General features: G+C 70.2%; 21 protein-coding genes and 2 pseudogenes. 9 read left to right on the forward strand and 14 right to left on the reverse strand.

The window, feature by feature from the left end; genetic code table 11:
* Window positions 1–110 precede the first annotated feature (110 nt).
* Genes OG259_RS40765 through OG259_RS40780 form a run of 4 tightly spaced genes read right to left on the reverse strand, consistent with a single transcriptional unit; the run spans window position 111 to window position 3,680 of the window.
* Window positions 111–1,304 (reverse strand): ABC transporter permease, encoded by a 1,194-nt coding sequence (locus OG259_RS40765; RefSeq protein ID WP_328946874.1) that lies wholly within the window; start codon window positions 1,302–1,304, stop codon window positions 111–113.
* A complete protein-coding gene (locus OG259_RS40770) occupies window positions 1,301–2,005 on the reverse strand; it encodes an ABC transporter ATP-binding protein (protein WP_328946875.1) in 705 nt (234 codons plus the stop codon). Before OG259_RS40770 ends, OG259_RS40765 begins: the two co-directional genes overlap by 4 nt.
* Window positions 2,002–3,150, reverse strand: coding sequence for a peptidoglycan-binding protein (locus OG259_RS40775; RefSeq protein ID WP_328946876.1), 1,149 nt, complete (start codon window positions 3,148–3,150; stop codon window positions 2,002–2,004). The genes OG259_RS40770 and OG259_RS40775 overlap by 4 nt, the downstream gene beginning before the upstream one ends.
* Window positions 3,151–3,152: 2 nt before the next feature.
* Window positions 3,153–3,680 carry a hypothetical protein gene (locus tag OG259_RS40780; protein ID WP_328946877.1) on the reverse strand — a complete coding sequence of 176 codons (528 nt, stop codon included), beginning with the start codon at window positions 3,678–3,680 and terminating at the stop codon, window positions 3,153–3,155.
* 191 nt (window positions 3,681–3,871) lie between these two features.
* Here OG259_RS40780 and OG259_RS40785 point away from each other — a divergent pair, with 191 nt between their 5' ends.
* The 3 genes from OG259_RS40785 to OG259_RS40795 all read left to right on the forward strand — a co-directional run bounded on the left by OG259_RS40785 (window position 3,872) and on the right by OG259_RS40795 (window position 6,566).
* A complete protein-coding gene (locus OG259_RS40785; protein ID WP_328946878.1) occupies window positions 3,872–4,528 on the forward strand; it encodes a response regulator transcription factor in 657 nt (218 codons plus the stop codon).
* The gene (locus tag OG259_RS40790) at window positions 4,525–5,784 is read left to right on the forward strand and encodes a sensor histidine kinase (RefSeq protein WP_328946879.1); all 1,260 of its coding nucleotides are present in this window, start codon (window positions 4,525–4,527) and stop codon (window positions 5,782–5,784) included. Before OG259_RS40785 ends, OG259_RS40790 begins: the two co-directional genes overlap by 4 nt.
* Before the next feature lie 182 nt (window positions 5,785–5,966).
* Complete coding sequence (locus OG259_RS40795; RefSeq protein WP_328946880.1) at window positions 5,967–6,566, forward strand: DUF5959 family protein; 600 nt, start codon at window positions 5,967–5,969, stop codon at window positions 6,564–6,566.
* 427 nt (window positions 6,567–6,993) lie between these two features.
* Here the strand turns inward: OG259_RS40795 and OG259_RS40800 are convergent.
* The 3 genes and pseudogenes from OG259_RS40800 to OG259_RS40810 all read right to left on the reverse strand — a co-directional run.
* Window positions 6,994–7,202, reverse strand: a pseudogene (locus OG259_RS40800) (transposase); the annotation flags it as partial.
* Window positions 7,203–7,245: 43 nt separating this feature from the next.
* A pseudogene (locus OG259_RS40805) lies at window positions 7,246–7,380 on the reverse strand (IS5/IS1182 family transposase); the annotation flags it as partial.
* A gap of 14 nt (window positions 7,381–7,394) precedes the next feature.
* A complete protein-coding gene (locus tag OG259_RS40810) occupies window positions 7,395–7,862 on the reverse strand; it encodes a hypothetical protein (protein WP_328946881.1) in 468 nt (155 codons plus the stop codon).
* 186 nt (window positions 7,863–8,048) lie between these two features.
* On the opposite strand from OG259_RS40810, the gene OG259_RS40815 reads away from it, so the two are divergent.
* Entirely contained in the window at window positions 8,049–8,240 is a 192-nt protein-coding gene (locus tag OG259_RS40815; RefSeq protein ID WP_328946882.1) for a hypothetical protein, read from the forward strand.
* 53 nt (window positions 8,241–8,293) lie between these two features.
* Here OG259_RS40815 and OG259_RS40820 read toward each other — a convergent pair whose 3' ends face one another.
* The 3 genes from OG259_RS40820 to OG259_RS40830 all read right to left on the reverse strand — a co-directional run bounded on the left by OG259_RS40820 (window position 8,294) and on the right by OG259_RS40830 (window position 9,528).
* On the reverse strand, window positions 8,294–8,791 hold the full coding sequence (locus OG259_RS40820) for a transposase (protein ID WP_328946883.1): 498 nt from the start codon (window positions 8,789–8,791) through the stop codon (window positions 8,294–8,296).
* Window positions 8,713–8,931, reverse strand: a complete 219-nt coding sequence (locus tag OG259_RS40825; protein WP_328947327.1) for a transposase — start codon at window positions 8,929–8,931, stop codon at window positions 8,713–8,715. Before OG259_RS40825 ends, OG259_RS40820 begins: the two co-directional genes overlap by 79 nt.
* A 93-nt stretch (window positions 8,932–9,024) precedes the next feature.
* Window positions 9,025–9,528 carry an N-acetyltransferase gene (locus tag OG259_RS40830; protein ID WP_328946884.1) on the reverse strand — a complete coding sequence of 168 codons (504 nt, stop codon included), beginning with the start codon at window positions 9,526–9,528 and terminating at the stop codon, window positions 9,025–9,027.
* Between the two features lie 560 nt (window positions 9,529–10,088).
* On the opposite strand from OG259_RS40830, the gene OG259_RS40835 reads away from it, so the two are divergent.
* Window positions 10,089–11,573: an outer membrane protein assembly factor BamB family protein gene (locus OG259_RS40835; protein WP_328946885.1), complete on the forward strand. Its 1,485-nt coding sequence runs from the start codon at window positions 10,089–10,091 to the stop codon at window positions 11,571–11,573.
* Window positions 11,574–11,976: 403 nt separating this feature from the next.
* Here the strand turns inward: OG259_RS40835 and OG259_RS40840 are convergent, their stop codons facing one another.
* Window positions 11,977–15,147 (reverse strand): AfsR/SARP family transcriptional regulator, encoded by a 3,171-nt coding sequence (locus OG259_RS40840; RefSeq protein ID WP_328946886.1) that lies wholly within the window; start codon window positions 15,145–15,147, stop codon window positions 11,977–11,979.
* Between the two features lie 678 nt (window positions 15,148–15,825).
* On the opposite strand from OG259_RS40840, the gene OG259_RS40845 reads away from it, so the two are divergent.
* Window positions 15,826–16,980: a serine hydrolase domain-containing protein gene (locus OG259_RS40845; RefSeq protein WP_328946887.1), complete on the forward strand. Its 1,155-nt coding sequence runs from the start codon at window positions 15,826–15,828 to the stop codon at window positions 16,978–16,980.
* A gap of 217 nt (window positions 16,981–17,197) precedes the next feature.
* Here OG259_RS40845 and OG259_RS40850 read toward each other — a convergent pair whose 3' ends face one another.
* Window positions 17,198–19,345 (reverse strand): hypothetical protein, encoded by a 2,148-nt coding sequence (locus OG259_RS40850; RefSeq protein ID WP_328946888.1) that lies wholly within the window; start codon window positions 19,343–19,345, stop codon window positions 17,198–17,200.
* A complete protein-coding gene (locus tag OG259_RS40855; RefSeq protein WP_328946889.1) occupies window positions 19,327–19,734 on the reverse strand; it encodes a hypothetical protein in 408 nt (135 codons plus the stop codon). Before OG259_RS40855 ends, OG259_RS40850 begins: the two co-directional genes overlap by 19 nt.
* A gap of 117 nt (window positions 19,735–19,851) precedes the next feature.
* On the opposite strand from OG259_RS40855, the gene OG259_RS40860 reads away from it, so the two are divergent.
* The 3 genes from OG259_RS40860 (at window position 19,852) to OG259_RS40870 (ending at window position 21,193) form a co-directional block, all read left to right on the forward strand.
* Entirely contained in the window at window positions 19,852–19,992 is a 141-nt protein-coding gene (locus tag OG259_RS40860) for a hypothetical protein (RefSeq protein ID WP_328946890.1), read from the forward strand.
* Window positions 19,993–20,046: 54 nt separating this feature from the next.
* Window positions 20,047–20,910 carry an RNA repair domain-containing protein gene (locus tag OG259_RS40865; protein ID WP_443052101.1) on the forward strand — a complete coding sequence of 288 codons (864 nt, stop codon included), beginning with the start codon at window positions 20,047–20,049 and terminating at the stop codon, window positions 20,908–20,910.
* Window positions 20,911–20,974: 64 nt separating this feature from the next.
* Complete coding sequence (locus OG259_RS40870) at window positions 20,975–21,193, forward strand: hypothetical protein (protein ID WP_328946891.1); 219 nt, start codon at window positions 20,975–20,977, stop codon at window positions 21,191–21,193.
* Window positions 21,194–21,336: 143 nt separating this feature from the next.
* Here OG259_RS40870 and OG259_RS40875 read toward each other — a convergent pair whose 3' ends face one another.
* A complete protein-coding gene (locus OG259_RS40875) occupies window positions 21,337–21,597 on the reverse strand; it encodes a hypothetical protein (RefSeq protein WP_328946892.1) in 261 nt (86 codons plus the stop codon).
* Window positions 21,598–21,712 lie beyond the last annotated feature (115 nt).

The raw sequence follows: 21,712 nt of genomic DNA on the forward strand, positions 1-21,712 counted from the left end.
GGTGCGCCGCCGGGCTCCTGCGGGGCTCCGAGGATCGTGACGGGGTGCAGGCTCGCCCCCGCCGGGGGCGAGCCTGCCGATCGCTCAGGCCGATCGCTCAGGCCGATCGCTCAGGCCGACCGCAGGGCGTCCGTCGGAGACGCCTTGGCCGCGCGCATGGCCGGGTAGATCCCGGCGACGGCGGCGACGAGTACGGAGACCACCGGGCCGCCGCCGACCGTGTAGTACGGAATGGAGACCGGCCAGCCCTGGACCAGGGCATAGCCGTAGACGGTGAGACTGCCCAGGGTCAGGCCTGCGATGCCTCCGATGAAGCCCATGAGGATGGCCTCCAGCAGGAACTGGGCTGCGATCTGCCCTCCGCGGGCGCCCAGTGCGCGCCTCAGTCCGATCTCGCCGCGGCGTTCCATCACGCCCACCACCATGGTGTTGGCGATGCCGACGCCGCCGACGAGCAGGGCGACTCCGGCCAGGGAGAGCACCAGTCCCGTGAGCGCGCCCTTGGCCTCGTCGCGTGCCAGGAGGAGGTCGGAGGGGCGGCTGACGGCGACGGTGCTCGGACTCGCCGGGTTCGCTGTGGCTGCTGCCACTCTCTGGACGTCGGGCACGCGTTCGGGGTGGGCGCGCACGTAGACCGTGGCGGCGGAGCCGTCGGCGTCCAGGTGGGCTGTGGCCTGGGGCCAGCCGACGAGTGCGGCGGTGTCCAGTTCGGGGGCCAGTTCGTTGGGTGCGAGGATGCCGGCGACGGCGTAGGACTGGCCGCCCAGCCAGACCCGTTCGCCGGGCGTGGTCACGCCCAGGCGCTGGGCTGCTTGGTCGCCGAGCACGGTGACGGGGAGCCGTTCGCCGGCCCGGTCCAGCCACTTCCCGCTCCGCAGCGAGCCGTGCAGGACGTCGAGCAGGTTCGGCCGGGCGGCCAGCACCGTGATGCTGCCGGTCTGCTGCTTGGGCACCAGGTTGTTGCGGTAGACCTCCGCCTTGGTGGCCCCGACCGCGGTGACCTGCTGCACCGGGGCGATGTTCCCGAGCATTTTCTCGGCTGTGGACGGCAGGGGTACGAGCTGCTGCGTGGCGTCCTTCCCGGCGGCGACCGTGATCAGGTTCGAGCCGAGCTGGTCCAGGCGGGCCAGCAGGTGGGCCTGGTTGGAGGAGGAGATCCCGGTCACGGCGACGACGGCCGCGATACCGAGCGAGATGCCGAGGGCCGACAGGGCGGAACGCGTCTTCCGTGTACGCGGACCGATCATGCCCAGGCGCAGCAGGTCGATCAGGCGCAGCCGGGTCCGGCGGGTGCGGGCGCTCATCGGACGACTCCCGCCGGGTGGGGGCTGCGTTCGTCGAAGTCGATCCGGCCGTCCCGGATGCCCACCCGCCGGGGGAAGGAAGCGGCCAGATCGCGGTCGTGGGTGATGACGACGACGGTGGTGCCGTTGGCGTTCAGGGCGCGCAGCAACTCGACGACGGCTGTGCCGGAGACGCTGTCCAGTGCGCCGGTGGGTTCGTCGGCGAGCAGCAGCGCGGGGCGCCCGACGAGGGCGCGGGCAATGGCCACGCGCTGCTTCTCGCCGCCGGAGAGCTGGTCGGGGCGATGGTCCAGTCGGTGCTCCAAGCCCACCTCCTGCAGGGCCTCGACGGCGGCGGCGTGCCGCCGCGCCGCCGGGGCGCCGCTGTAGAGGAGGCCGGTGGCGACGTTCTCCACCGTCGTGAGTCCCGGCAGCAGGAAGAACTGCTGGAAGACGAAGCCGATCCGGTGGGCGCGCACCGAGGCGAGTTCGGCGTCCGACAGCCCCGACAGATCGCGCCCTTCGAAGCGCAGCCGCCCGGCGCTCGGTCGGTCCAGCGAGCCGAGGAGGGCGAGCAGGGTCGACTTGCCGGACCCGGACGGGCCCACCACAGCGAGGAGTTCCCCGGCCTCGATGGTCAGGTCGACGCCGTGCAGCACGCGCAGCGGCGGGGAACCCGGGTACTCCTTGGTGACGGCTGTCAGTTCCAGTACGGGCGTCACTTGGGGATCACCACCTGGGTGCCGGGCTGGAGACCCCCGGAGACCTGCGCCTGGGCGTCGGCGATCAGACCCAGCCGCACCTTGACCAGACGGGTGACCGTGCCGTCGACGACCTTGACGCCGTAGCCTCCGCCATCCAGCGCGAGCAGCGCGGTGACGGGCACGATGAGGGCGTCGCTGACGCTGTCGCCCACGACGGTGACCGTCACGGAGGACGGCCCGGCCTTCCGTGCCTGCTGCTGGCTGTCCAGGCCGATGGTGACGGTGGTCTTCTGCTGATCGCCGCCCCCGCCACTGTCGCCTTCGCCCTGGCCGGTGGAGCCGCCGCGGATCAGGGAGCGGACGCGTCCGGTGACCGTGCTGCCGTCGGACAGCCTGACCTCGACCTTGCCGTCGGGCTTGAACCGGGACAACTGGTTGTCGGCAGGCCGCACGGTGGCGACGAGGCCGGTGCCGCTCACGGTCATGACCGAGGCCGACCCCAGTGGCGCGCCGAGCTGTACGCCGAGCTGCTGCACACGCACGCTCGCCTGCGGCAGCATGACCACGCTGCCGAGCGTGACCGTCCCGGTCTGCTTCACCCCCAGCGACTTCTGCCACCGCTTGATCGCGATCTCGGTGCCCTTGGTGAACTTCTCGTCGATAGCAAGGCCGAGCCCGTCGGCGTACCCGAGGTCGGCCAGGTTCCGCTTGAGCTGCTGCACGTCGGGACCGTCGCCGGCGCCGGGTCCCAGGTCGCGCCACAGGGGGCGGCTGCCCCGCATCAGGACGACGGCTCTGCCGTCGGCCTCGTACAGCTTCCCGCCGGGCTTGACGACGGCGCCGACGGCGGGGAGCGCGGTGACGGTGCCGCGGCCGGCGGCGACGACGGGCGTGGGCTCGTCGTAGCCGAGCGTCCCGGCGATCTGGATGCCGCTGGACAGCGACCCCTTCTGCACCACGACGGTGCCGTACTCGACGGGCGGTTTCCCGGCGCCGGACTCCTTCTGCTCCCACGGGCGCGTCACGCCCAGGACCGCCGCTCCGGTGATCGTGGCGGTCAGGACGAGCGGCACGACGACCCTCCGGCGCTTGCGGCGCCCGCCCTGCGGGGTGGGTGCGGGCCCGGCGGGCGCCTCGGCGGGCGTATTCGTGGTCCGGGCCATGGTCACTGGCCGATCCGGTAGCCGGGCATGGGCAGCTTGCTGCAAGCGGGCTGGATGGCGTCCCACTTGGCCGGGTCGAAGGACTGGTTGGTGAAGACGAGGATGCCGTCCTTCGGGTCGGGGTCGGGCATGTCCGGATAGCCGTTCTTCCTGCCGCACGCGACGAAGGCGCGCGCCATGTCGACGAACTTCTTGGTGTTCTTCTCCTGGACCTGGTGGATGCCGGGGTTCTTCTCGTCGCAGACCTTGGCTGCCGCGTCGTATCCGCCGACGGGGGCGGAACCGGTGCCCGTCGCGGGGACGGAGATATTGCCCTCCTTGTCGATCAAGACCTGGGTCTGCCCCTGGGCGTGCATACAGCTCACCCAGGACTGCTTGATCGCGGCGTCGTCCTGCGGCTTGCCGCCGCCCGACCCGTCGTCTCCGGCGACCTTGGGGGCCTCGTCCGGGGAGGCGGAGCAACCGCTCATCACCAGGGTCGCGACCACGGCGGCCGCCGCTATGAGCGTCCGCCCGATGCGCTCGCACATGTTTCTGCTCCTCGCTGATCTCGACGATGACGCCGATCTCGACCACGGCGTCGAAACCGTTCTACGCAGCCACCGGTGAGACACGCGTGATCATCTGCCTAACCCCTGGCTAACGCACCCGGCGGCATCCTGGACCGGGTCGGGGCTCAATACCCGACGTCAGCTGACCGGAGAGGCGGAGCAAGGACGACATGCGTGTGCTCATCGTCGAGGACGAGGAAGAACTGGCCGCGATGCTCGCGGAGGGCCTGCGCGGTGAGGGGATGACCTGCGACGTTGCACACGACGGTGTTCGGGCGCTGGAGATGACGGCCGCCGCCGAGTACGACGTGCTCGTACTTGACCGGGACCTGCCCCAGCTGAGCGGCGACGCCGTCTGCCGGGCGCTGAACGCGGCCGGATACCCGGCGAGAATCCTCATGCTCACCGCCGCCGGAGCCCTGACCGACCTGGTCGACGGCCTCGGCCAGGGCGCCGACGACTACATGTCCAAGCCCTTCTCCTACCTGGAGCTGGTCGCCCGGCTGCGCGCACTGGCCCGCCGCGTCGCCCCAGGCAGCTCCGCCACGGTGCTCAGCCGTCATGGAGTCAATCTGGACACCGTCCGCCGCGTCGCGGAGCGCGACGGGCGCCCGCTCAAACTGACCCCCAGGGAAATGGGTGTACTGGAGATCCTGCTGGCCGCGGACGGCGCCCCCGTCACCGCCGATGAGCTCAAGGACCGGCTCTGGGATGCGGCGTTGGACCCCGCCACCACCGCGATCCGGGTCACTGTGCACGCCCTGCGCCGCAAACTCGGCGAGCCCCGGCTGATCAGCCACACCCCCGGCTACGGATACCGGCTGTGACGGGGCCGAAGCCGGGGCGCACGGCCGCACGCCTCGCGTTTCCGCACCGGCTGCCCCTGCGCGGGCGCCTGACCCTGGTGACCACGCTGGTCTTCCTGATCCTCGGCAGCGGGCTGGTCCTCCTCAACTGGCTCAGTGCCCGGCAACTCATCGAGGACAACCGCTACCTCGTCGTCCCCGCCGTAGCGACCGTGCCCGTGCAACCGGTCGATCCCGCCGTGCCGGACACCACCGCAGCCCCTCTGCCTACCGACCCAACCCTGCCGGCACCCAGCGTGGCCCCGGCGGCGCCCGTCACCCCTGCCGAGGGATTCGAGGACTTCCAGGACCAGGTCCTCACACAGGTCCTGACGCGATCGCTGCTGTTGCTGCTCGTCCTCACCGCACTCGCCGCGCTGCTCGCGTGGTGGGCGACCCGCCGCTCGCTGCACCGCCTCAACCAGGTGACCTCGGCGGCCCGCCGCATCAGTACCGGCAGCAGCCTCGACGAACGACTCGCCCTCACCGGCCCCCACGACGAGGTCCGCGAACTCGGCGACACTTTCGATGCCATGCTCGACCGGCTCGACCGCAGCTTCGACGCGCAGCGGCAGTTCACAGCCCACGCCTCGCACGAGCTGCGCACCCCCCTCACCCTCCAGCGCACCGCGCTGGAGATCCCACTGGCCCAGGGGCGCGTCCCCGACGACCTGAAACCCGCCCTCCAGAGTGCCCTGGACGCCAACGCCCGCACCGAGCGCCTGATCACGTCCCTGCTGACCCTGGCCCGCGGTGAGAGCGGCACCCAGGTGCGGCATCCGGTCGACCTCGCGGACGCCGCGCGAGACGCAGTGCGGGACCTGGCCGAGGAGACGCGAGCCGCCGGCGTCCGCGTCACCACGGCGCTCGCCCCGGCCCCCGTCGCCGGCGACCCCGCACTGCTGGCCCAAGTGGCCGTGAACCTGATGGCCAACGCAGTGCGGCACAACCACCCCGGAGGTACGGCGACGATCACGACCGGCATCGTGGCCGGGCGCGCGTTCCTCGAGGCCGCCAACAGCGGGCCGGTCCTGGAGCAGCGGGACATCCCCCCGCTGTTCGAACCGTTCCGGCGCGGCCAAGGACGCCCCGGCAACGGTGTCGGGCTCGGCCTCGCCGTGGTCCGCGCCATCACGCTCTCCCACGACGGGACGATCACCGCCGTCCCACGCCCCGGCGGGGGCATCACCGTCCGCGTCGACCTGCCACACCGGGCCGCGACGCGGCCACCGCCGTAGGCTCAGCGCTGTGTAACCACGCCGCCTGGCCTCCGCACTGGTGGCCTCCCTGCTGGTGACAGCCTTGTCGTCGTACGCCGGAAGGACGAGCGCGACGGCCGACGGGACGCGGGCTACGGTCGTCGTGAACGCCGAGGTCTACAGGCTCGACCGCGACCGGCCGTGGGCGCAGGCATTCGCCTATGACGCCGACGGAAGGATCACCGCGGTCGGCACAGGACGCGATGCTCCTTGGCCGCTCCAGCCCAAAGCAGCTTCTGCGGCCTCGCGCCGTCACCCGACCGCAGCACCTGTACGCTGCACGGCAAAAAAGCTGGGTAGCCAACACCCTGGGGCGGGACATGGAAGATCGTGAGCGGTTCACTTTGCTGCGGATCACTGGCAAGTACGGCGGCAGCGTGGCCATTGAACTCGATGAATCCGGAGCGTCCGGCATTCCGGACACCAGCGGCGAGCTGATCGTGCACAACGACTTCGTGGCCGGACTCACTCGCACCTACGTCGAGCCGTACGACCTCGCTCCCTGGGAGCACGTGCTGGACGAGGTCGAGGCCGGCCGAGACGCGGTGTGGCGCGAGCACGCCCGCGTAGCCGAGATCGGCATCCAGCTCGTGGACAGGGAAGACGACCAGGACCAGATCACTGTCACGGTCGCCGACCAGCAGACGACCCGGGTGGCCATCAGCATGGAAGTGAACCGCGGTTGGATCGAGGAACAACGTGAGCTGCTCCATGGCATCCGCGAGGCTTGGAAGCACGTGCACCCGACCGCACTGCGGTAGCTGCCTCGGTGCGGCAGCGGAGTACCGCAACCTCTCGGCGAACCCAGGCCGACCGTGACCGGGCGCAGCATGCCACTTACGTGGCTCCTTCGCCCAGCAGCGACCAATCTCTGACCTGAGAATTCGCACAAGTCAGTCCAGTCAACACGCCGGGCGGCGCTCGGGCCCGTACTCCCGCGCTGGACGCGCTGGACGGGCTGGACGCGCTCAACGCGGAGACCGGCGCGGAAGCGGCCGGTGCGCAGGTCGTCGACGAAGGCCGCCACGGTCTGTCGGAAGCGGCGTCGCTGTTCCGCGGTGTGGCGGTCCATGTCGGCGTTGAAGCTGGGCAGGTCCTCGTACGTGGGCACGGTGAACTCCTCCAGGAAGCACACAGCCCCCGGCCGTACGGCCGGGGGCGGAGTGCTGTTCGTGTTGAGACGTCATCTCATTCGGTGAACCTGCGGCAGCTGAGGAGAGTGCAGGCGATGCTGGTGAAGGCGAGGAAGTGGTCAGCTTGCGTTCGTAGCGTCGGTGGAGGCGGCGGCAGCCGGCGAGCCAGGCAATGGTGCGTTCGATGGTCCAGCGGTGGCGGCCCCGCCGCTGTGAGGACTCGATTCCTTTGCGGGCGATGCGGTGGGTGATGCCCGAAAGACGCTGTCGGTAGTTGCCGCCACGTGCAGCCCGACGTGGTCACGAACACGATCGCCGCCAGCACCTCCCGGTCGCCACGCCGACGCCGACCACCGCCCTGGGGCCGAGACGGCGCCTCCGGCACCACCCGCTGGAACAGTCTCCACAGCTCATCCGGCACCAGCCGCTCAACAATCCCCACGACCTGTAGCGCGCCTACGCCTTGCTTGAGCAGATGGTCTCGGTCCAAGTCGCCTGGAGGTCACGGCAGACAATGGTGAGTGTGCCGTCCCAGCAGGCGATCTCGTGGCTGCAGCCGTCCCTGTGCGGCAGGATCTCGTCGAGAATCACAGCCCCGAGGTCCGTCCCTCGGTCCTCGTCGACGGGATCGATGATGAAGCCGGACACTCCCGCGTAGCGGATCAGCAGGTCTTGGTCGTGCTTCCAGCAGTTGTGCTGGAACTCGACCTCCATCTCCTCACCGCCGGCACCCCGGACGGCCCGAAGCGTCAGGTCCTTCATACATCGCCTGCTGCGGAAGTCGTAGTGGTCCGGGTCAGTGGCGAAAGCCCGGGCGCCCGGCGGCAGGTCACCGGAGATCGAGGGTAGGTGGCTCAGGTAGCGAGCCGGGTCCAAGACCCCTGACAGGTCGCCGATCTGCGCATCGAGATTGACGTACTCCATCGACCTTCGCCCCCGCCCATGACCTCCCACTGGCCGCCGAATCATCGCACAGACTCACCAACTGAGATAGGAAGCCGTATCTCAACCGAACGTGATCCGTTGATTTCTGCTGGTCAGGCATGGTGTAGCTCGGAATGAGAGAGACATCCGGCGTCTTGTTTCCGCTCCGTGGGCGAGGGGTGCGCGATGGCGTCAGTGCTGGGAATGCTGGAGGAGCGGGAGACAGCGGCCCGTGTGCGGGTGGAAGGGCTACGGGAGGAAGTCGCCCGGTTGGCTGAGGTGTTGGAGTCCGCCGAGATCGAGCTGGACCGGCGGGTGATCGCGGTGACCATCGACCACCGGATCGTCGCCTCGCTGGTGGCGGGCAGGGTCTCGTAGTCCCGGGCCAGACGGCGGGAGTTCATCAACCACGCGAACGTGCGCTCTGCCACTCACCGCCTCGGCAGCACCACGAACCCTGCCATGTCGTCGGTGCGCTTGACGATCTCCAAGGTCAAGGCGAGTTGATCCAGGCACCAGGCGACGAGGGAGCCGGTGTAGCCGCCGTCGGCCCACAGGAGGGTGATGTCGCGGTGCAGGCGGCGCAGCTGCATCGGCAGGCCCGCCGCGGCGTCCCGGTCGCCGATGTTCGCAGCCGTGACCGCGAGGGCCAGGAGCAGGCCGAGGGTGTCGGTCACGATGTGCCGCTTGCGGCTCGGCACCTTCCTACCGCCGGCGTAGCCGCGTGAGGCGGCCGGCACCGTCGCGGCGGCCCGCACCGACTCCGCGTCGATGATCCCCGCAGTGGGCTCGGCCTCGCGGCCCTCGCGCTCACGGACCGTCTCGCGCAGCCGGTCGTGGAACTCGGCGATCAGCCCGTGCTCGCGCCAGTGGCGGAAGGAGGCGTAGACCGGGCCCATGCGGGGAAGTCCGCGGGCATCGCCTGCCATGAGATCCCGCCCGCGACCAGGTAGCGGATCGCGTCCAACAGCTGCCGGTGGCAGTAGCCCTCGGGCCATCCACCCCGCCCCTGGAACCAGGCCGGTACCGGCAGCAACGGCCGGACGGCCGCCCACTCCCGGTCCGTCATGTCCGACGGATACCGGCGCACTCGGTCCGCAGTCACCCGATCAAGGCTCCCGTTCGATCGACAGCCTTCGAGATCGATACGGGCAACAACCACTTACGTCTCGGGATACTCCGGCAGGGCGAGCCAGTCCGACCAGGAGATCTCGCGGCCGAGGAAGCGCGGCTGCTCGAACGGCCAGTCGGCGGCGATCCACTGCGGCACCAGCTCGTCGAGGGCCTGCTCGACCTTGCTGTCCACCAGCTCGTCCACCACCCACCAGGAGATCTCGCCGTCCGCGCCGGCCCTCTCCGGTGGGTCGATGTAGACACAGCCGAGCAGAGCTGTCTCCGCCGCGTCGAACAGCGCGTAGTTGAAGGACTGGTGTGCGGCGATCTCCTTCTCGTGCCGCAACAGGTCGGCCTGGTCGGCCTCGTAGGTCATGGTGGCCGCGGGCCAGCCCCAGGCCGGGCCGAAGATGGTCCACAGCCGCTCGCGCGAACCCATCACAGCCGGATAGTCGAGCGGGGTGTCTGCCTCCCGGATCGGCCGCAAGTGATGGCCACCGCCCGGCAGCGGTACCAGGACGGGATGGACGAAGTCATCGGGAAGCCAGCTCATGGCGCCCGACCGTAGCAGCGCGCGGCCGTCCGCTCCTCTGGATTCTCCCCGTATACCGCCAGCTGCTCTCATGCCGGGCCGTCGCCGTCCCTCAGCTGCAGCCTTTCAACAGGAGTTCATCGAAAGAGCAGCACGTTGCACCAGAGTCCGTCAGGCCTGTAGGCGGCCTTGCGTAGTCAGGTCTCAGTGCCTTCCCCGGCCCGTGCGAGCGCAGTGGAGGACCGGCCCCCGGCAACCCGACTCGGCACCGAAGCCTCGGGTGCGCCCCAGGGCGCCTCGCCAGCCCGTCATGGACACCCCAGTGAGGTTCGCCCAACGGTCGAACCTGCCATTGAGGAAGGTCAGTCACTGTGTCTCAGACCAGCAGAACATCCGGTCCTTCGCCGACCCGCCGCAGCGGACAACCCGTGCTTCCCAGGCGGAGCAGACCGCACTAGCCATTGCTCAGACCACTCCCCGTAGCCCAGCACCACGGGGAGGCCGCCCGCCTTTTCGTAAAGGGAAACCGCATGTCGCAGTCGCACGAGCCCTGGTACAGACACCGCCCGCCGCCTTGGCCTGTGCCGGACAATCCGTACGCCCCCGACGGGTACGGCCCGCCACCGCCCCGCCCACCCCGCCGCCGTTGGCCGCTGGTTGCCGCGGTCCTCGCGCTGCTGCTGCTCTTCGGTGCCGGCACGTACGTCCTCGTCGAGCGTTCCGGAGCGGACAGTGCCCGGGCGGACCACGCCGGAGCAGAGAGCGGCGCTCCATCGGCCACGGCGCCGCCGAAGGCGAGCGCACGCCCCACCCCGACGCCCTCCCGCGTCCCCACCACCGCGGAGATCGCGCGGCAGCGCCGGGCCGGCGAGGCCGCCGCCTGGATCGTCGACGACCGCACCGACCTGCCCCGCCGGAACATCCCGACCGAGGACCTCTGGATCATCGGCGACACCGCCGTCCAGGCCGTCTACAAGAGGGTCGTCGCCCACCGGCTCAGCGACGGCGCCCAGCTGTGGAGCGTCGATCTCCCGACCCCCGTCTGCGAGACCCCGGTCAATGCGACCCCCGACGGCAAGGTCGTCATCGTCCTGCAGAACGTCGAAGGCTGGACCGGGACCCGGTGCAACCAGCTCCAGATGATCGACCTGCGCACCGGCAGGGCGGGCTGGCACCAGCAGCTGACCGAGACCGGTGCGGGGGACGGCACGATCATCGTGGACAGCGCGATCAGCGGGGGGACTGTCGTGATCGTGCAGAGCATGAAGGCCGCCGCGTACAAGGTCGCCGACGGAAAGAAGCTGTACGACATCCCCATGGAGGACCCCGGGAAGTGCTACCCCGGCAGGGTGGCCGGCGGCAGCCGGCTCCTGGTGCTCGCCGACTGCGCGATCACCTCGATGGAGAAGGCGTACGACCAGGTCCGGGAGATCGACCCGGCCACGGGCAAGGTCCGCTGGCGCCACCGGACGGAGCCGGGCCGGAGGATCGGCCAGGTGCTCTCCGTCTCACCGGCCGTGATCACTACCGCGCACCGGGAGACCCATGCCGAGGACTGGAGGGTCGTCGCCCTCGGTCCTGACGGCAAGGTCCGCAGGAGCATCGATCCCCGGCCGAAGGGGTTCAAGCACTGCGGAGACACCATCGACACCAGTGACAACGCCCAGGCCTGCCGGGAGGCCGTCGTCGGCGGAGGCCTCGTGCTCCTCGGCGGCACCGACCGCGTCGGTGCCTACGACCTCGGCACCGGGAAGCTGGTCTGGGGCGTGAAGGCCGAGGAGACCTCGTACGGCTACTACCCCTTGCGCGTCGGACCGGGCAGGACGGGGATCGTCTACCAGGTGGGCACACTCCAGGCCCCCGGGCGGGTCTTCCGGATCGGTCCCGGCGGCGTGGACACGATCAAGGACGTGCTGCAGCTCCCCGCATCCACCGCGAAGGTGGAGTTCGGGATGGGGACCGTCGGTGAGAACGCCTACGTGGGTGACCGGCTCGTGATCACGCCCGCCGGTCTGAGCGGCAACGACGCCCAGCACGAGCCCCGCATGCTCTCCTTCGCCCCCTGACATCGACGCGGTCGACTTCGACGAGCACCCCAACGTTGTCGATGACCCGCCGCATGCGGTTGATCTCTCGCTGGTAGCCCCCCCCGCCGCCGTAGGGGGCGGGGGCGCCGGTGCTCCACAGCGTGTTGCCGCGAGAGGCGGGTCCGATTCTGCGTCTACGGCTGTACGAGCGTCGCCCGCTCCCGCTGGTGGAACGGTCTCAGCACACCGGGCTTCGTGCAGTCTCTTGGCCACGGTCCAGAAGACCGGGAGTTCGGAATCGAGGTTTTGGCACTGAAATCGGACTGCAGGGAGCATGAATCGCAGGGTCACAGCCTTGCTGTGCCTGGCAGGGGGTTCACGGGTCTGGCTGACGATCGGTCACTGCTCGTGTCGCGCCACGTCGTCTCTTGGAATCTTCAGGTCAGGAGTCCGGCCGGTGGTGTCGCCGGACGGCGTCTGTGGCTTCCAGTCCCTGACGTGCCATCCCGAATTCGCGAGCATGGTCGTCGGCTCCGGGCAGGGCCAGAGCGGCCCGGAACTCCTGCTGTGCATCGGTGTGGCGGCCCATTGCCGCGTAGGTGCTGCCGAGCCGGATGCGAACCCCCATCTCCAGCCATGTGCTCGTGTGCGGGGTGAGCGCCGACAGCGCCTCATGGTGGAGATCGACGGCCGAGCGCAGGTCACCTCGGGTGTGCTCCGCGGCAGCCAGCCGTGACAGGGTCGCCGCGCGCAGCGGCAGGTTCTCGACCTCGTCGGCCAGCGCGGCGGCCCGCCTCAGCAGGTTCGTGGCCGCCTCGTACCGGCCGAGGGCCAGCTCGATCTCGGCCACGAAGCACAGGGTGCTGCTGATCGTCCTGGGGCGGCCGTTCTTCTCCGCGAGTGCCAGGGCAGTGCTGTAGTGCCAGAGCGCTTCTTCGTGCCGTCCCAGCTGGTGATGGAGGGAGCCGATGTTGCAGTGGGACACCCCCGTCAGCCAGTCGTCGGCAAGGCCGGATGCCAGCCTTAGTGCCTTTTCCAGGCCGGAGAGCGCCTTCTCAGTGTCTCCCAGTTGCCCCAGTACGACGCCCGTCCCGGCGATTGCGCGGGCCTCTTCTCGCACGTCGCCCCCTGCGCGGCTGTAGAGCAGCGCCTCAGCGAACCATGCTCCAGCCTGCCGAAACCGTCCCTGGTAGACATCGAGGACACCCATGCAGTTGCGCAGCGCTGCGGGCATCCGCCGATCGGTGGCGGCATCCGCGCACGCCAGGGCGAGCTCCAGGGCAGTACGGCACTCGTGGTGGTGACCGTGTCCGGCCAGGTGGTCGACGAGGGCTTCTGCGAGCAGACACGCGTGGTCGGCGTGGCCGCCGGCGGCTGCGAAGGCCACGACATCGACGAGCTCGCCACCCATCGAGCTCAGCCATACCGACGCCTCCCGCCACCCGGCGAAGGGGGAACGGGCAGTGGTCGAGCTGGGGACGGCCGCACCGGTGGCGAGTGCGGGAAAGCTGCCGGGCCCCCAGTCGCTGGCCATGCGGCCCGCCGCGGTGTAGAGGTGCAGCACGGCGTCGCGATCTTCGGCAGCTTCTTCTGGGGCCTCGCCGGCCACGCGCCGCGCATGCGCCTTGACGAGATCGTGCAGCCCGTACTGGCCAGGATGCGGCTGCTGCAACAGGCTGGCGTCGACCAGATCCTCCAGGACATCCTCTGCCTCTTCGCGAGAGCTGCCCAGCATCCAGGCGAGTGTGAGCCGGTCGAAGCGGGCCGTGGGATTGGTTCCCAACGCGCGAAACCCACGCTGCAGTTCCGGGCCGAGCTGGTCGTATGAGACCCGGAATGCGGCCTCAACGCTGCGGTCCTCGGCCCGCAGCTCCGCGAGGCCGTGCGCGTCGTCGGACATCCGGCGGGCGAGAAAGGCCAGGGTCCAGGACGGGCGGCTCTGCAGCCTGGCGCTCGCGATCCGCAGTGCCAAGGGCAGGCCGCCACACCGCCGGGCAAGTTCACGCGCCGCCTCAGGCTCCCCGACGGTCCGCAACCCCCCGACGAGCTCGCGGAGCAGTCCGACGGCAGCACCCGTACCCAGCGGCTCCAGCGTGAGCCGCAGGTCGGCGTCGAGGCCGGTCAGCCGCTGACGGCCGACGACCAGGACCCGACTGCCCGGTCCGGCCGGCAGCAGCGGGCGGACCTGCTCGGCGCTGCGTGCGTTGTCCACGACCAGCAGCAGCCGCAGGCCACTCGTGGCGGCGCGCCAGGCTGTGACGAGATCTGCCAGGACGTCTGTGGCGTCGTCGGCGTCGTCGGGTCCGTGAGGCCCGTTCGCAAGTTCCGGGAGCACGTCGTCCTCGCCGCGAACCGCACGGAGCATCCGGCGCAGGGCCCGCTGCGGGGTGACGTTCTCGTGGGCGGCGCCGTGGGCGTGCAGGTCGACGAAGAGACACCCGTCGGGGTGGGCGTCTCCGAGAGTCCAGGCGGCACGCACCACCAAGGCGGTCTTGCCCACGCCCGCCGTGCCATCGACCGTCATCACGGAGACCGCGTCCGGCGACACGGGGGTGGTGAGGAGAGCGAGCTCTTCTTCGCGCCCGACCAGGCAGGCGATGTCGCCGGGAAGTTCGTTGCGACGGGGCCAAGGACGAGCCCGGCCGGGGAGGTCGGTGCGATCGGACCCGGCGGGGTCGTGAGGCTGGTCGGTTCCGCTGGGGAGGCCGTCTCGGCCACCGGAGGCCGAGTGCCCGGGCGAGGGGTCCTGGGGCCCGTTTCCTTCGGGGTCGAAGGCTGCGGCCGGGCGCGGGCGGACGGTTCGGCCGAGCAACGGCAGATCGTCCCGGCGCAGGACGGCCTGGTGTATGCGGCGCAGCTCCTCGCCGGGTTCTACGCCCAGCTCGTCGATGAGCCGGCGGCGTGTCTCGGAGTAGACGGAGAGCGCCTCGGCCTGGCGGTCGCTGCCGTAGAGCGCACGCATGCGCAGGGCGGCGAGCGGCTCATCGTGCGGCTGTGAGAGGGGCGTCGACAGGAGGGTGTCCAAGGCAGCCGGGTAGTTGCCGAGCAACACCAGGCATTCCGCCCGGTCCTGGAGCAGCACGCGCCGTTGCCGGACCAGACGTTGCCGTTCGGCAACAGCGAGCGGACCTGGCAGACCGGGCAGAGGCTCCCCGCGGAACAGATCGAGGGCCCTGCTGCCGTGATCGAGTGCGGCATCCAGGTCGCCGGCGGCCTTTGCCCGCTGGGCGTTCCCGGCCTCCCTGGCGAGCTCGGCAGTGTCGGTCCGGACCCCGCTGGGCATGAGGCGATAGCCGCCGCGCTGCCCACGGATGACTGACCGGCCCCCTTCAGTGCCCGGCTCGTCCAGAGTCTTGCGCAGCGCGTAGACATAGCTCGGCAGGACCCGGTGTCCGGTGCCCGGGGGAGTGGCCCCCCAGACGTCGTCCAGGAGCTGCTGGTAGGTCACAAAGTCGGGCGAGCGCAGGACCAGAGCGGCGAGCACCGCCTGCCGTCGTGCCGGGCCCAGCACCAGCGGCGCGCCGGCGCGGCCGGCCCGGACCGGCCCGAGCAGATCGATCTGCAGATCACCCCCGGCATCGGCAGTACCCATATCCGATGAATTCACGCTCACGCCGAATCCTCATGCCCCGTGCGTCCAGTGCCTGCCCGCCGCAGAAGCCCCATTGCTTCAACGGGACTTCATCAGAAATGCAGCGTGCCACGACAGAGTCTGTCAGGCCCGTGAGAGCCGTGCAGTCAGGAGCCGCACCAATTATCGCCCGGCACGTACGAGCAGCGACCGGGACCCGACAGATCCGGCGTCAGCGCCCCGCCGAACCGGCGAAGAGATGAGGGACTTTGGGGCATGGACGGACACGACCAAGAGCAGTGGCCCCATGCGCGGGAGCAAGAATGAACACCCCTGATCCAGGTGCCCGCAGGGATACACCGGCAGATCCTCTGCCGCCCCCTGTGTGCGACGTCATAGCAAGCATCGTCGATGCCGTACGCGCCGGTGACGACGCCCACACCGACCGCCTCCTGGACCGCTTCGTCCGCGTCGCAACCCCTGACTCCCTGTACGAATTGCGTCAACAGCTCGACCACGGCGTGGGATCGCAGTAGGAGGGCGCTCGGTGTGGGCGAATTTCCGCTCATGCCCTAGCAGGCGCCTCGCCGGGTAGGTGCCGTCCCGTCCGACACTGCGGCGGCCTTTCGAGGCAATGTGATTCATGTCATCTCACCCTGCATTGCATTCACAGCAAGCCTCTTTACAAGAGCGGCTGCACAGCGGACCAAGGAGATTCCCATGGCTAATTCGTTACTCACTCGCAAGGCAGGAGCGGCCCTGGCCGTGGCGGCCGCACTCACGGTCACGGCTGCCGGGCCGGTTCACAGTGCGCCGACCCGGACTGCCGACCAGGTGATGCAGGATGGACTCAACGCGGCAGTCGCTGCCGGGTACCCGGGTGCCACGGCACTGCTCCGCAAGGACGGAGCGAGCCGGTACCTGTCGGCGGGTGTCGGCGACCGGATCACCCGGACGCCGACGGACCCGAAGGCGCAGGTGCGCATCGGGAGCAACACCAAGCCGTTCATCGGCGCCGTCACCATGATGTTGGCCGATCAGGGGTCGCTGTCACTCGACGACACCGTGGACCGATGGCTGCCGGGCGTGGTGACCGGGAACGGCAACGACGGCAAGAAGATCAAGATCCGCCAGCTGCTGAACCACACCTCAGGCGTGCCCGAATACCTCGACAGGGTCAACGCGGACGCGTACAACAACCCGAACAAGCCCTTCCCGCCGGCACAGTTGGTGCAGCTGGCCATGCAGCGAGGACCGCAGTTCACGCCGGGCACGAGTGTCAAGTACAGCAACACCAACTTCATCCTGCTCGGGATGATCATCAAGTCGGTGACGGGGAACGAGCCGGCCGTCGAGGTACAGACCCGCCTCATCGACCGGCTGGGCCTCACCGGCACGAGTTACCCGACGTCGGATCCGAAGCTGTACGGCAACCACGTCCGGGGGTACTCCGTTCCCCTCTACTACTGGGGCGAGCGCCCCTACGTCGACGTCACCACCCTGAACGTCCAGTTCTCCGGTGCGGCGGGTGCGATGGTGTCCACCCTGGACGACTTGGCGGCTCTCCACGAAGCGCTGCTCGACGGCACCCTGCTCTCCCCGGCGATGACGGAACAGCTCAAGACCCTCGTCCCCTACCCCGACCAGCCCAACTTGTCCTTCGGGCTCGCCCACGAAGTGGTGAACGGCCCGGGCGACTGCGGCAAGGTCTGGACGAAGGGCGGCGCCATCTACGGCTACTACACCGCCGTCCTCACCCGTGAGGACGGCACCCAGGCCGCCGTCGCCACCAACCAGTACAACATGGCCGGCCCTGCGGGGGCCGGAGTGGCGAACCTGACCAACGCTGCCCTCGACGCCCTCTGCGCCCTCTGACGGTCTCCCGCACGCTCGACCCAGTACAGGCCTCGGTCTTCCGAGACGGCCGGTCGAATGCACCTCGTTCGACGGGCCGTCGCGGTGTCATGCGACGGCCCACCCCGAAGTGCACGGGGGACATGACAGCCACAACTGCCCGTCACAGGAACCGAGCGGGTGTGCCCGCTGGTCGACGGGGTACGTTCGAGTGCCCGGTGACCGGCGTCCTCCTGGCTCAGCCTGGCGGGCGGGAGGCCATCCGTTCGGTGAGTCGTGTCAGATCGGAGGCCGCCTCGCGGAGCTCCTGCTCGTGTCCGGTCCTCTCGAAGAGCGCGACGGCCTCGCGGAAGGCGACGGCGGCTTTTCGGCCGCGGCACAGACTCCTCAGAGCACGGCCCAGGTGGTGGTTGATGCGGGCTTGCCGTTCGAGGTCGCTCGACGTGCCGATGAGAGCACGAGCGCGTTCCAGGACGGCCGTGGCCTCTTCGTACCGTCGTATTCTGCTCATGGCCAGGCCTGCGGTGGCCCAGGCCACGGCCTCGCCGTGCCGGTCTCCGATCCTGGCCGCGGCCCGTTGCGCGAGTGCGGTCAGCGGGATCAGCTCGGCGATGCGGTCCGGCGAGTCCAGGTAGGGGGAGGGGAGCGCCGGCAGGGAGACCGTGAACTCGGGGCGCACGGTGGTCGCGGCTCGGGCGAGGGCGAGCAGGGTGGTCAACTCGGCGTCCAGCCATCCCGAGGCGGCCCGACGGTCGGTGACTCCGGGCGCCGGGGGAGTCTGTGCGTCGTCGTACAGGTGGGCGACGGCGGCGCGTACCTGGGACTCGTGCCGGTCGAGGAGCGCGCAGAGGCGGCTCGCCCCGGCCGGCTCGGGATCATCCTGAGCGTAGGCGTGGAGCGCGGAGATGGTGGCGTCGCCCGGTGCCGGTGCGAGAAGTTCGGGCAGCGTGCCCTCGAAGGTGGGCAGCCGCCGGGCGAGGAGCTGCCAGAAGCCGGGGCCGAAGCGGCGTGATGCGGATGTGAGGTGTTCACCGCAGAGCCGGCTCCACGCGTCCCCGTCCGGAGCGCCGGCAGGCAGGTCCCGCCCGTAGAGCAGGGCCGCGGTGGCGGGTCGCGCGGTCGCCAGGGTCGTGCGGTCGTCGAGGAACCGGGCGGAACGGACCGCGTGGATCGTCGGCCGGGACGTGCCGGCAGAGGTGTGATGGGAGACGGGGGCGGACTCCGAAAGACGGGTGAGGGCGATGCGGGCGCACTCGGGGCCCTGGCTCGCCAAGTCACTCAGGTGATGGTGCCGTCCTTCCCCCGACAGCACCTGGAGCAAGGCAGCGGGACAGCCGGGCCGGGCGGCAAGAACCCACAGCACCGAGTTCGGCAGCGGCAGGGTGTTGTGCGCCTCGACGAGTTCGTCCCATGGCGTGCTCCCGCCGCCCTCGCTGTCGAGCGAGAGCTGCGCCTGGAGGGGGCCGGGGTGCGCGCGCAGCCAGGTCGCCAGGTCCTCGGCCCGGGGCTGCTGCGGCAGTCGGGCGGAGTTGAGGCGGCGCAGGCCCGCGTCCGTGAGGGCGCGACGGTCGAGCTGTTCGTCCAGCGCACCATCCAGTCCGTACAACCACCCGGCCCCCGCGATCTCACCGTTCCAGGAGTACAGGCCGTCGCGCGCCCAACGGGCGAAGAGCGGACGCGGAGGAACGCCGCCCGCTTCGAGTCTCGACAGGGCGGTGGCGAGGAGAGCATGTCCCGTGCGGATCCCACGGCGTCCAGCGCATGCCTCGGCGCCCCGCGCGAGGGCCTCGTCGTCGAGGCCGGCGACGAGGGAGGGGAGGAGCTCCGGCGGTGCCTGGACCAGGACGCGCAGATCGGGAGGACGACACCGGGACCGCGTCGGCTCGCCGAGCCCGTCGATGAGCTCGCGCAGGCTGCCCTTGTGCCAGGGAAGTCGTTCAGCGACGGCTGCCCACGCCGTCCGATCCGAACCCAGAGCTGCCCGCAACTGGGCGCCGACCGAGTCCCAGAACGCCAGACCCTTCTCGGTGTGGCTCCGGTCACCGTTATCGACGGCTGCGAGGAGCCGGTCGAGCCGAGTCGTCGCACACATCACCTCGCTCGTCCTGTCCGTGGTCAGCAGCAGACGTAGCAGCGGGGTCCGCAGCCAGGACAGATGCGGCAGAAGCAGAGCGCGGACGGGATCGGGCAGCTCGTACGGAGGAGGCGGGGGCGGTGGGCCATCCCACCGCTGCTCCCGGAGCATGTCGATCGGCCGCTGCTTGGCCGGCCGGTCCTTCTGCCGGGCCGCGAGGCGGTCGGCGACCTCCCGCCGCCAGGGCGAGAGCAGCGCCAGGGTCAGCCCGTCGGGACAGTCCCGGCGGGCTATCAGGCCACGCGACGCCACGGAGCCGAAGGGCTCCCGTGCTCGACGGCAATCGCCTCCCCATCGAACGGCCCGGCGTCGAGCAACGCGTCACAGTCCGGCACCGTCAGCGCGCCGCGCAGGGCGACGACAAGCTCCGCGGACGGCATCGCGCCACGCTCGCCGTCGTCATCGCGAACGACCGGAAGAAAGGGCACGGCCGCGGAGGCGAGTCCTGTCGCATCGAGCTCATCGCCGACACGCGCCGCATCGGCAGGGGGCAGGAGCGTCGCCGCCCACCTCAGCAGACTCAGGTGATAGGCCGCCTCGCGCGCGAGAGAAGTCTGATTCCAGGGGGACGTGAACGACTCCGCGTACTCACGGACGGCCGTTTCTGCCGCACAACGGATGGGCCCTGGAGCTCGCCCCATGCCTGCTCCGCGTCAGCCGCGCGAGGGCGAGAGGAGTCCGCGACGGTCCGCACACGGCGCTCCGTACACAGCGGTCCGTACGCCGTCGTCGGCGCCGTCGTCCGTACGCGGCCGTCCGTGCCGCTGATCGTCGAGAACGAGCAAGCTGGTGTCCTGGCGTCCTGGATGGCGATGATCGACACCGAGAAGGGGCTCGCGGTTCACGCATCACCGGCCGAACGGCTGCAACCGCAGCGAGGTGGGTGGGCCGGGCGCTGATTTGCAGGGCCGGCCTTCCGCGCGTCACCCTGATAGTCGAGGGCAGGTGCTGACGTGCACACCAGCGACGAGATCTACCACCGGGTGCTCTGGGACCCGCGCTTCGACCCCGAGCGGTTCGTGATGGGGATCGCCCAGCGTGGGGCCCCGCCGAAGCGGGTTCTGCTCGGCGACTTCGTGCCGGGCGGGGAGATCCCCTGGCACCGGGTGCTGTTCTTCGAGGCGGACGGCCAGGTCGTCTGGGACCGCGCCTCCGGCGTCGACCGGCTCGACGAGACACTCGTCGGGCAGGTCGGTCCCGTGCCGGCCCCGGCACCCGGCGACATCCTCGCCGTACCGTCGACGAACCGCACCGCCGTCGCCTGGCTGCCGCCGGCGGAGTTGTGGCCGCCGATCCAGCACATTCGCCGCGAACACGACCGGCAGATCCGCCGATGGCCGCCGCATGCCAATGTGCTCTTCGGCTTCGTCCCCGAGGCCGAGTTCGCCCGGGCTCTGCCGCTGGTCGCCGCGGCGCTCGCCGAGACGCCGCCGTTCACCGCCCGCCTGGCGGGCGTCCACTGGTTCGGACACCGCGAGGACGCCACCGTCTGGCTCGACCCGGCCGCCGCCGACCACGAGCCCTGGGCGCGGCTGCGGGAGTCCCTGGAGCTCCGCTTCCCGCTCTGCGGATCGCAGTCGCACGGCTTCACACCGCATCTGTCCCTCGGCCGTACCCCGGACCCGCACTCCCTCGCCCGCAAGGCGGAGGCCCTCCTCGGCCCCATGACGGCCCGAGTCGACGAGCTGGTCCTGCTTTCCCGGCGCGGCGACGAGCCGATGCGGGTCCGGGCCCGCGTCCTGCTAGGAAGCGGCGACGTACATCACCCGGAGAATCCAGCCCCTCCGGGCAACCCTCCGCCGTCACCGCCCGTCTAGTCAGACGCGGTCACGGGCTTCGGCCGGCCCAGCCGGCCTGCAACGAAGTCATGAGGACGCACCTATGCCTTCCGCAAGCGGCGCGGCCGAGAAGGCGCTCGCCGATCTTGATCGGGGCGTGAGGGCCGCCGTCGAGGCGGTGCGCCGGCTCACCGAAGCTGGTGACAACCTTCTTTCCTCACCGTCGGCGGAACCGCTGACCAGCGAAGACGTACCTACCGTGCGCCTGGCCTTCGACGTAGGACTCCGAGGCCATCTGAAGTGGGGATTGCCGCACTTCTGAGACTGATCAGCCTGGCCACAGCGTGAGACGGCCTCAAGACCAGCAGGTCACGGGCACGCGCTTCGCTACGAGCTTGGCCACGAGCTGTGAGCCATTACATCCAAGGCCAGGCAGCCCCGGCTTGTGATCGCACGCCTCTGCGGCTACCTGGTGACGCGGACCCGGAGCTTGTACGGTGCTCCGCTGCTGATCGCCTGTGCCTGCTCGGCGAAGTCGGCGCGGGTGAAGCCGAGGAGCGCGGCGTCGGCGGCCGCGCGGAGCAGCGGCACGATCTCGTCGACCGGTCGGCCTCGGTGCGTCTCGGCGACTTCGGTGTAGGCCCGCTGGTACGGAGTGCCATACGCGCTTGAGGGGTCACGCAGGAGATGGTCCATGTCCTGCGCACTGACGGTGATCTCACCCATGACCGCTCCCGGAGTTGCTTGGGCTCGGGTACCTCCCGAGCCTCTGCTTCGACGCTACGAGCCGCCACTGACAATGAGGGCCGCTGGCTGTGCGCTGCTCGCGTAGGTGCTAGGT

The sequence above is a fragment of the Streptomyces sp. NBC_00250 genome (genome assembly GCF_036192275.1).
GTDB lineage: Bacteria > Actinomycetota > Actinomycetes > Streptomycetales > Streptomycetaceae > Streptomyces.

What these genes read in the sequence shown, in the direction of transcription:
- OG259_RS40820 (WP_328946883.1), bottom strand. Translation starts at nt 8,791, where the DNA reads ATGGCAGGCGATGCCCGCGGACTTCCCCGCATGGGCCCGGTCTACGCC.
- OG259_RS40780 (WP_328946877.1), bottom strand. Translation starts at nt 3,680, where the DNA reads ATGTGCGAGCGCATCGGGCGGACGCTCATAGCGGCGGCCGCCGTGGTC.
- OG259_RS40775 (WP_328946876.1), bottom strand. Translation starts at nt 3,150, where the DNA reads ATGGCCCGGACCACGAATACGCCCGCCGAGGCGCCCGCCGGGCCCGCA.
- OG259_RS40855 (WP_328946889.1), bottom strand. Translation starts at nt 19,734, where the DNA reads ATGGGGCGAGCTCCAGGGCCCATCCGTTGTGCGGCAGAAACGGCCGTC.
- OG259_RS40825 (WP_328947327.1), bottom strand. Translation starts at nt 8,931, where the DNA reads ATGACGGACCGGGAGTGGGCGGCCGTCCGGCCGTTGCTGCCGGTACCG.
- OG259_RS40810 (WP_328946881.1), bottom strand. Translation starts at nt 7,862, where the DNA reads ATGGAGTACGTCAATCTCGATGCGCAGATCGGCGACCTGTCAGGGGTC.
- OG259_RS40795 (WP_328946880.1), top strand. Translation starts at nt 5,967, where the DNA reads ATGACGCCGACGGAAGGATCACCGCGGTCGGCACAGGACGCGATGCTC.
- OG259_RS40875 (WP_328946892.1), bottom strand. Translation starts at nt 21,597, where the DNA reads ATGGGTGAGATCACCGTCAGTGCGCAGGACATGGACCATCTCCTGCGT.
- OG259_RS40815 (WP_328946882.1), top strand. Translation starts at nt 8,049, where the DNA reads ATGGCGTCAGTGCTGGGAATGCTGGAGGAGCGGGAGACAGCGGCCCGT.
- OG259_RS40765 (WP_328946874.1), bottom strand. Translation starts at nt 1,304, where the DNA reads ATGAGCGCCCGCACCCGCCGGACCCGGCTGCGCCTGATCGACCTGCTG.
- OG259_RS40785 (WP_328946878.1), top strand. Translation starts at nt 3,872, where the DNA reads ATGCGTGTGCTCATCGTCGAGGACGAGGAAGAACTGGCCGCGATGCTC.
- OG259_RS40845 (WP_328946887.1), top strand. Translation starts at nt 15,826, where the DNA reads ATGGCTAATTCGTTACTCACTCGCAAGGCAGGAGCGGCCCTGGCCGTG.
- OG259_RS40870 (WP_328946891.1), top strand. Translation starts at nt 20,975, where the DNA reads ATGCCTTCCGCAAGCGGCGCGGCCGAGAAGGCGCTCGCCGATCTTGAT.
- OG259_RS40830 (WP_328946884.1), bottom strand. Translation starts at nt 9,528, where the DNA reads ATGAGCTGGCTTCCCGATGACTTCGTCCATCCCGTCCTGGTACCGCTG.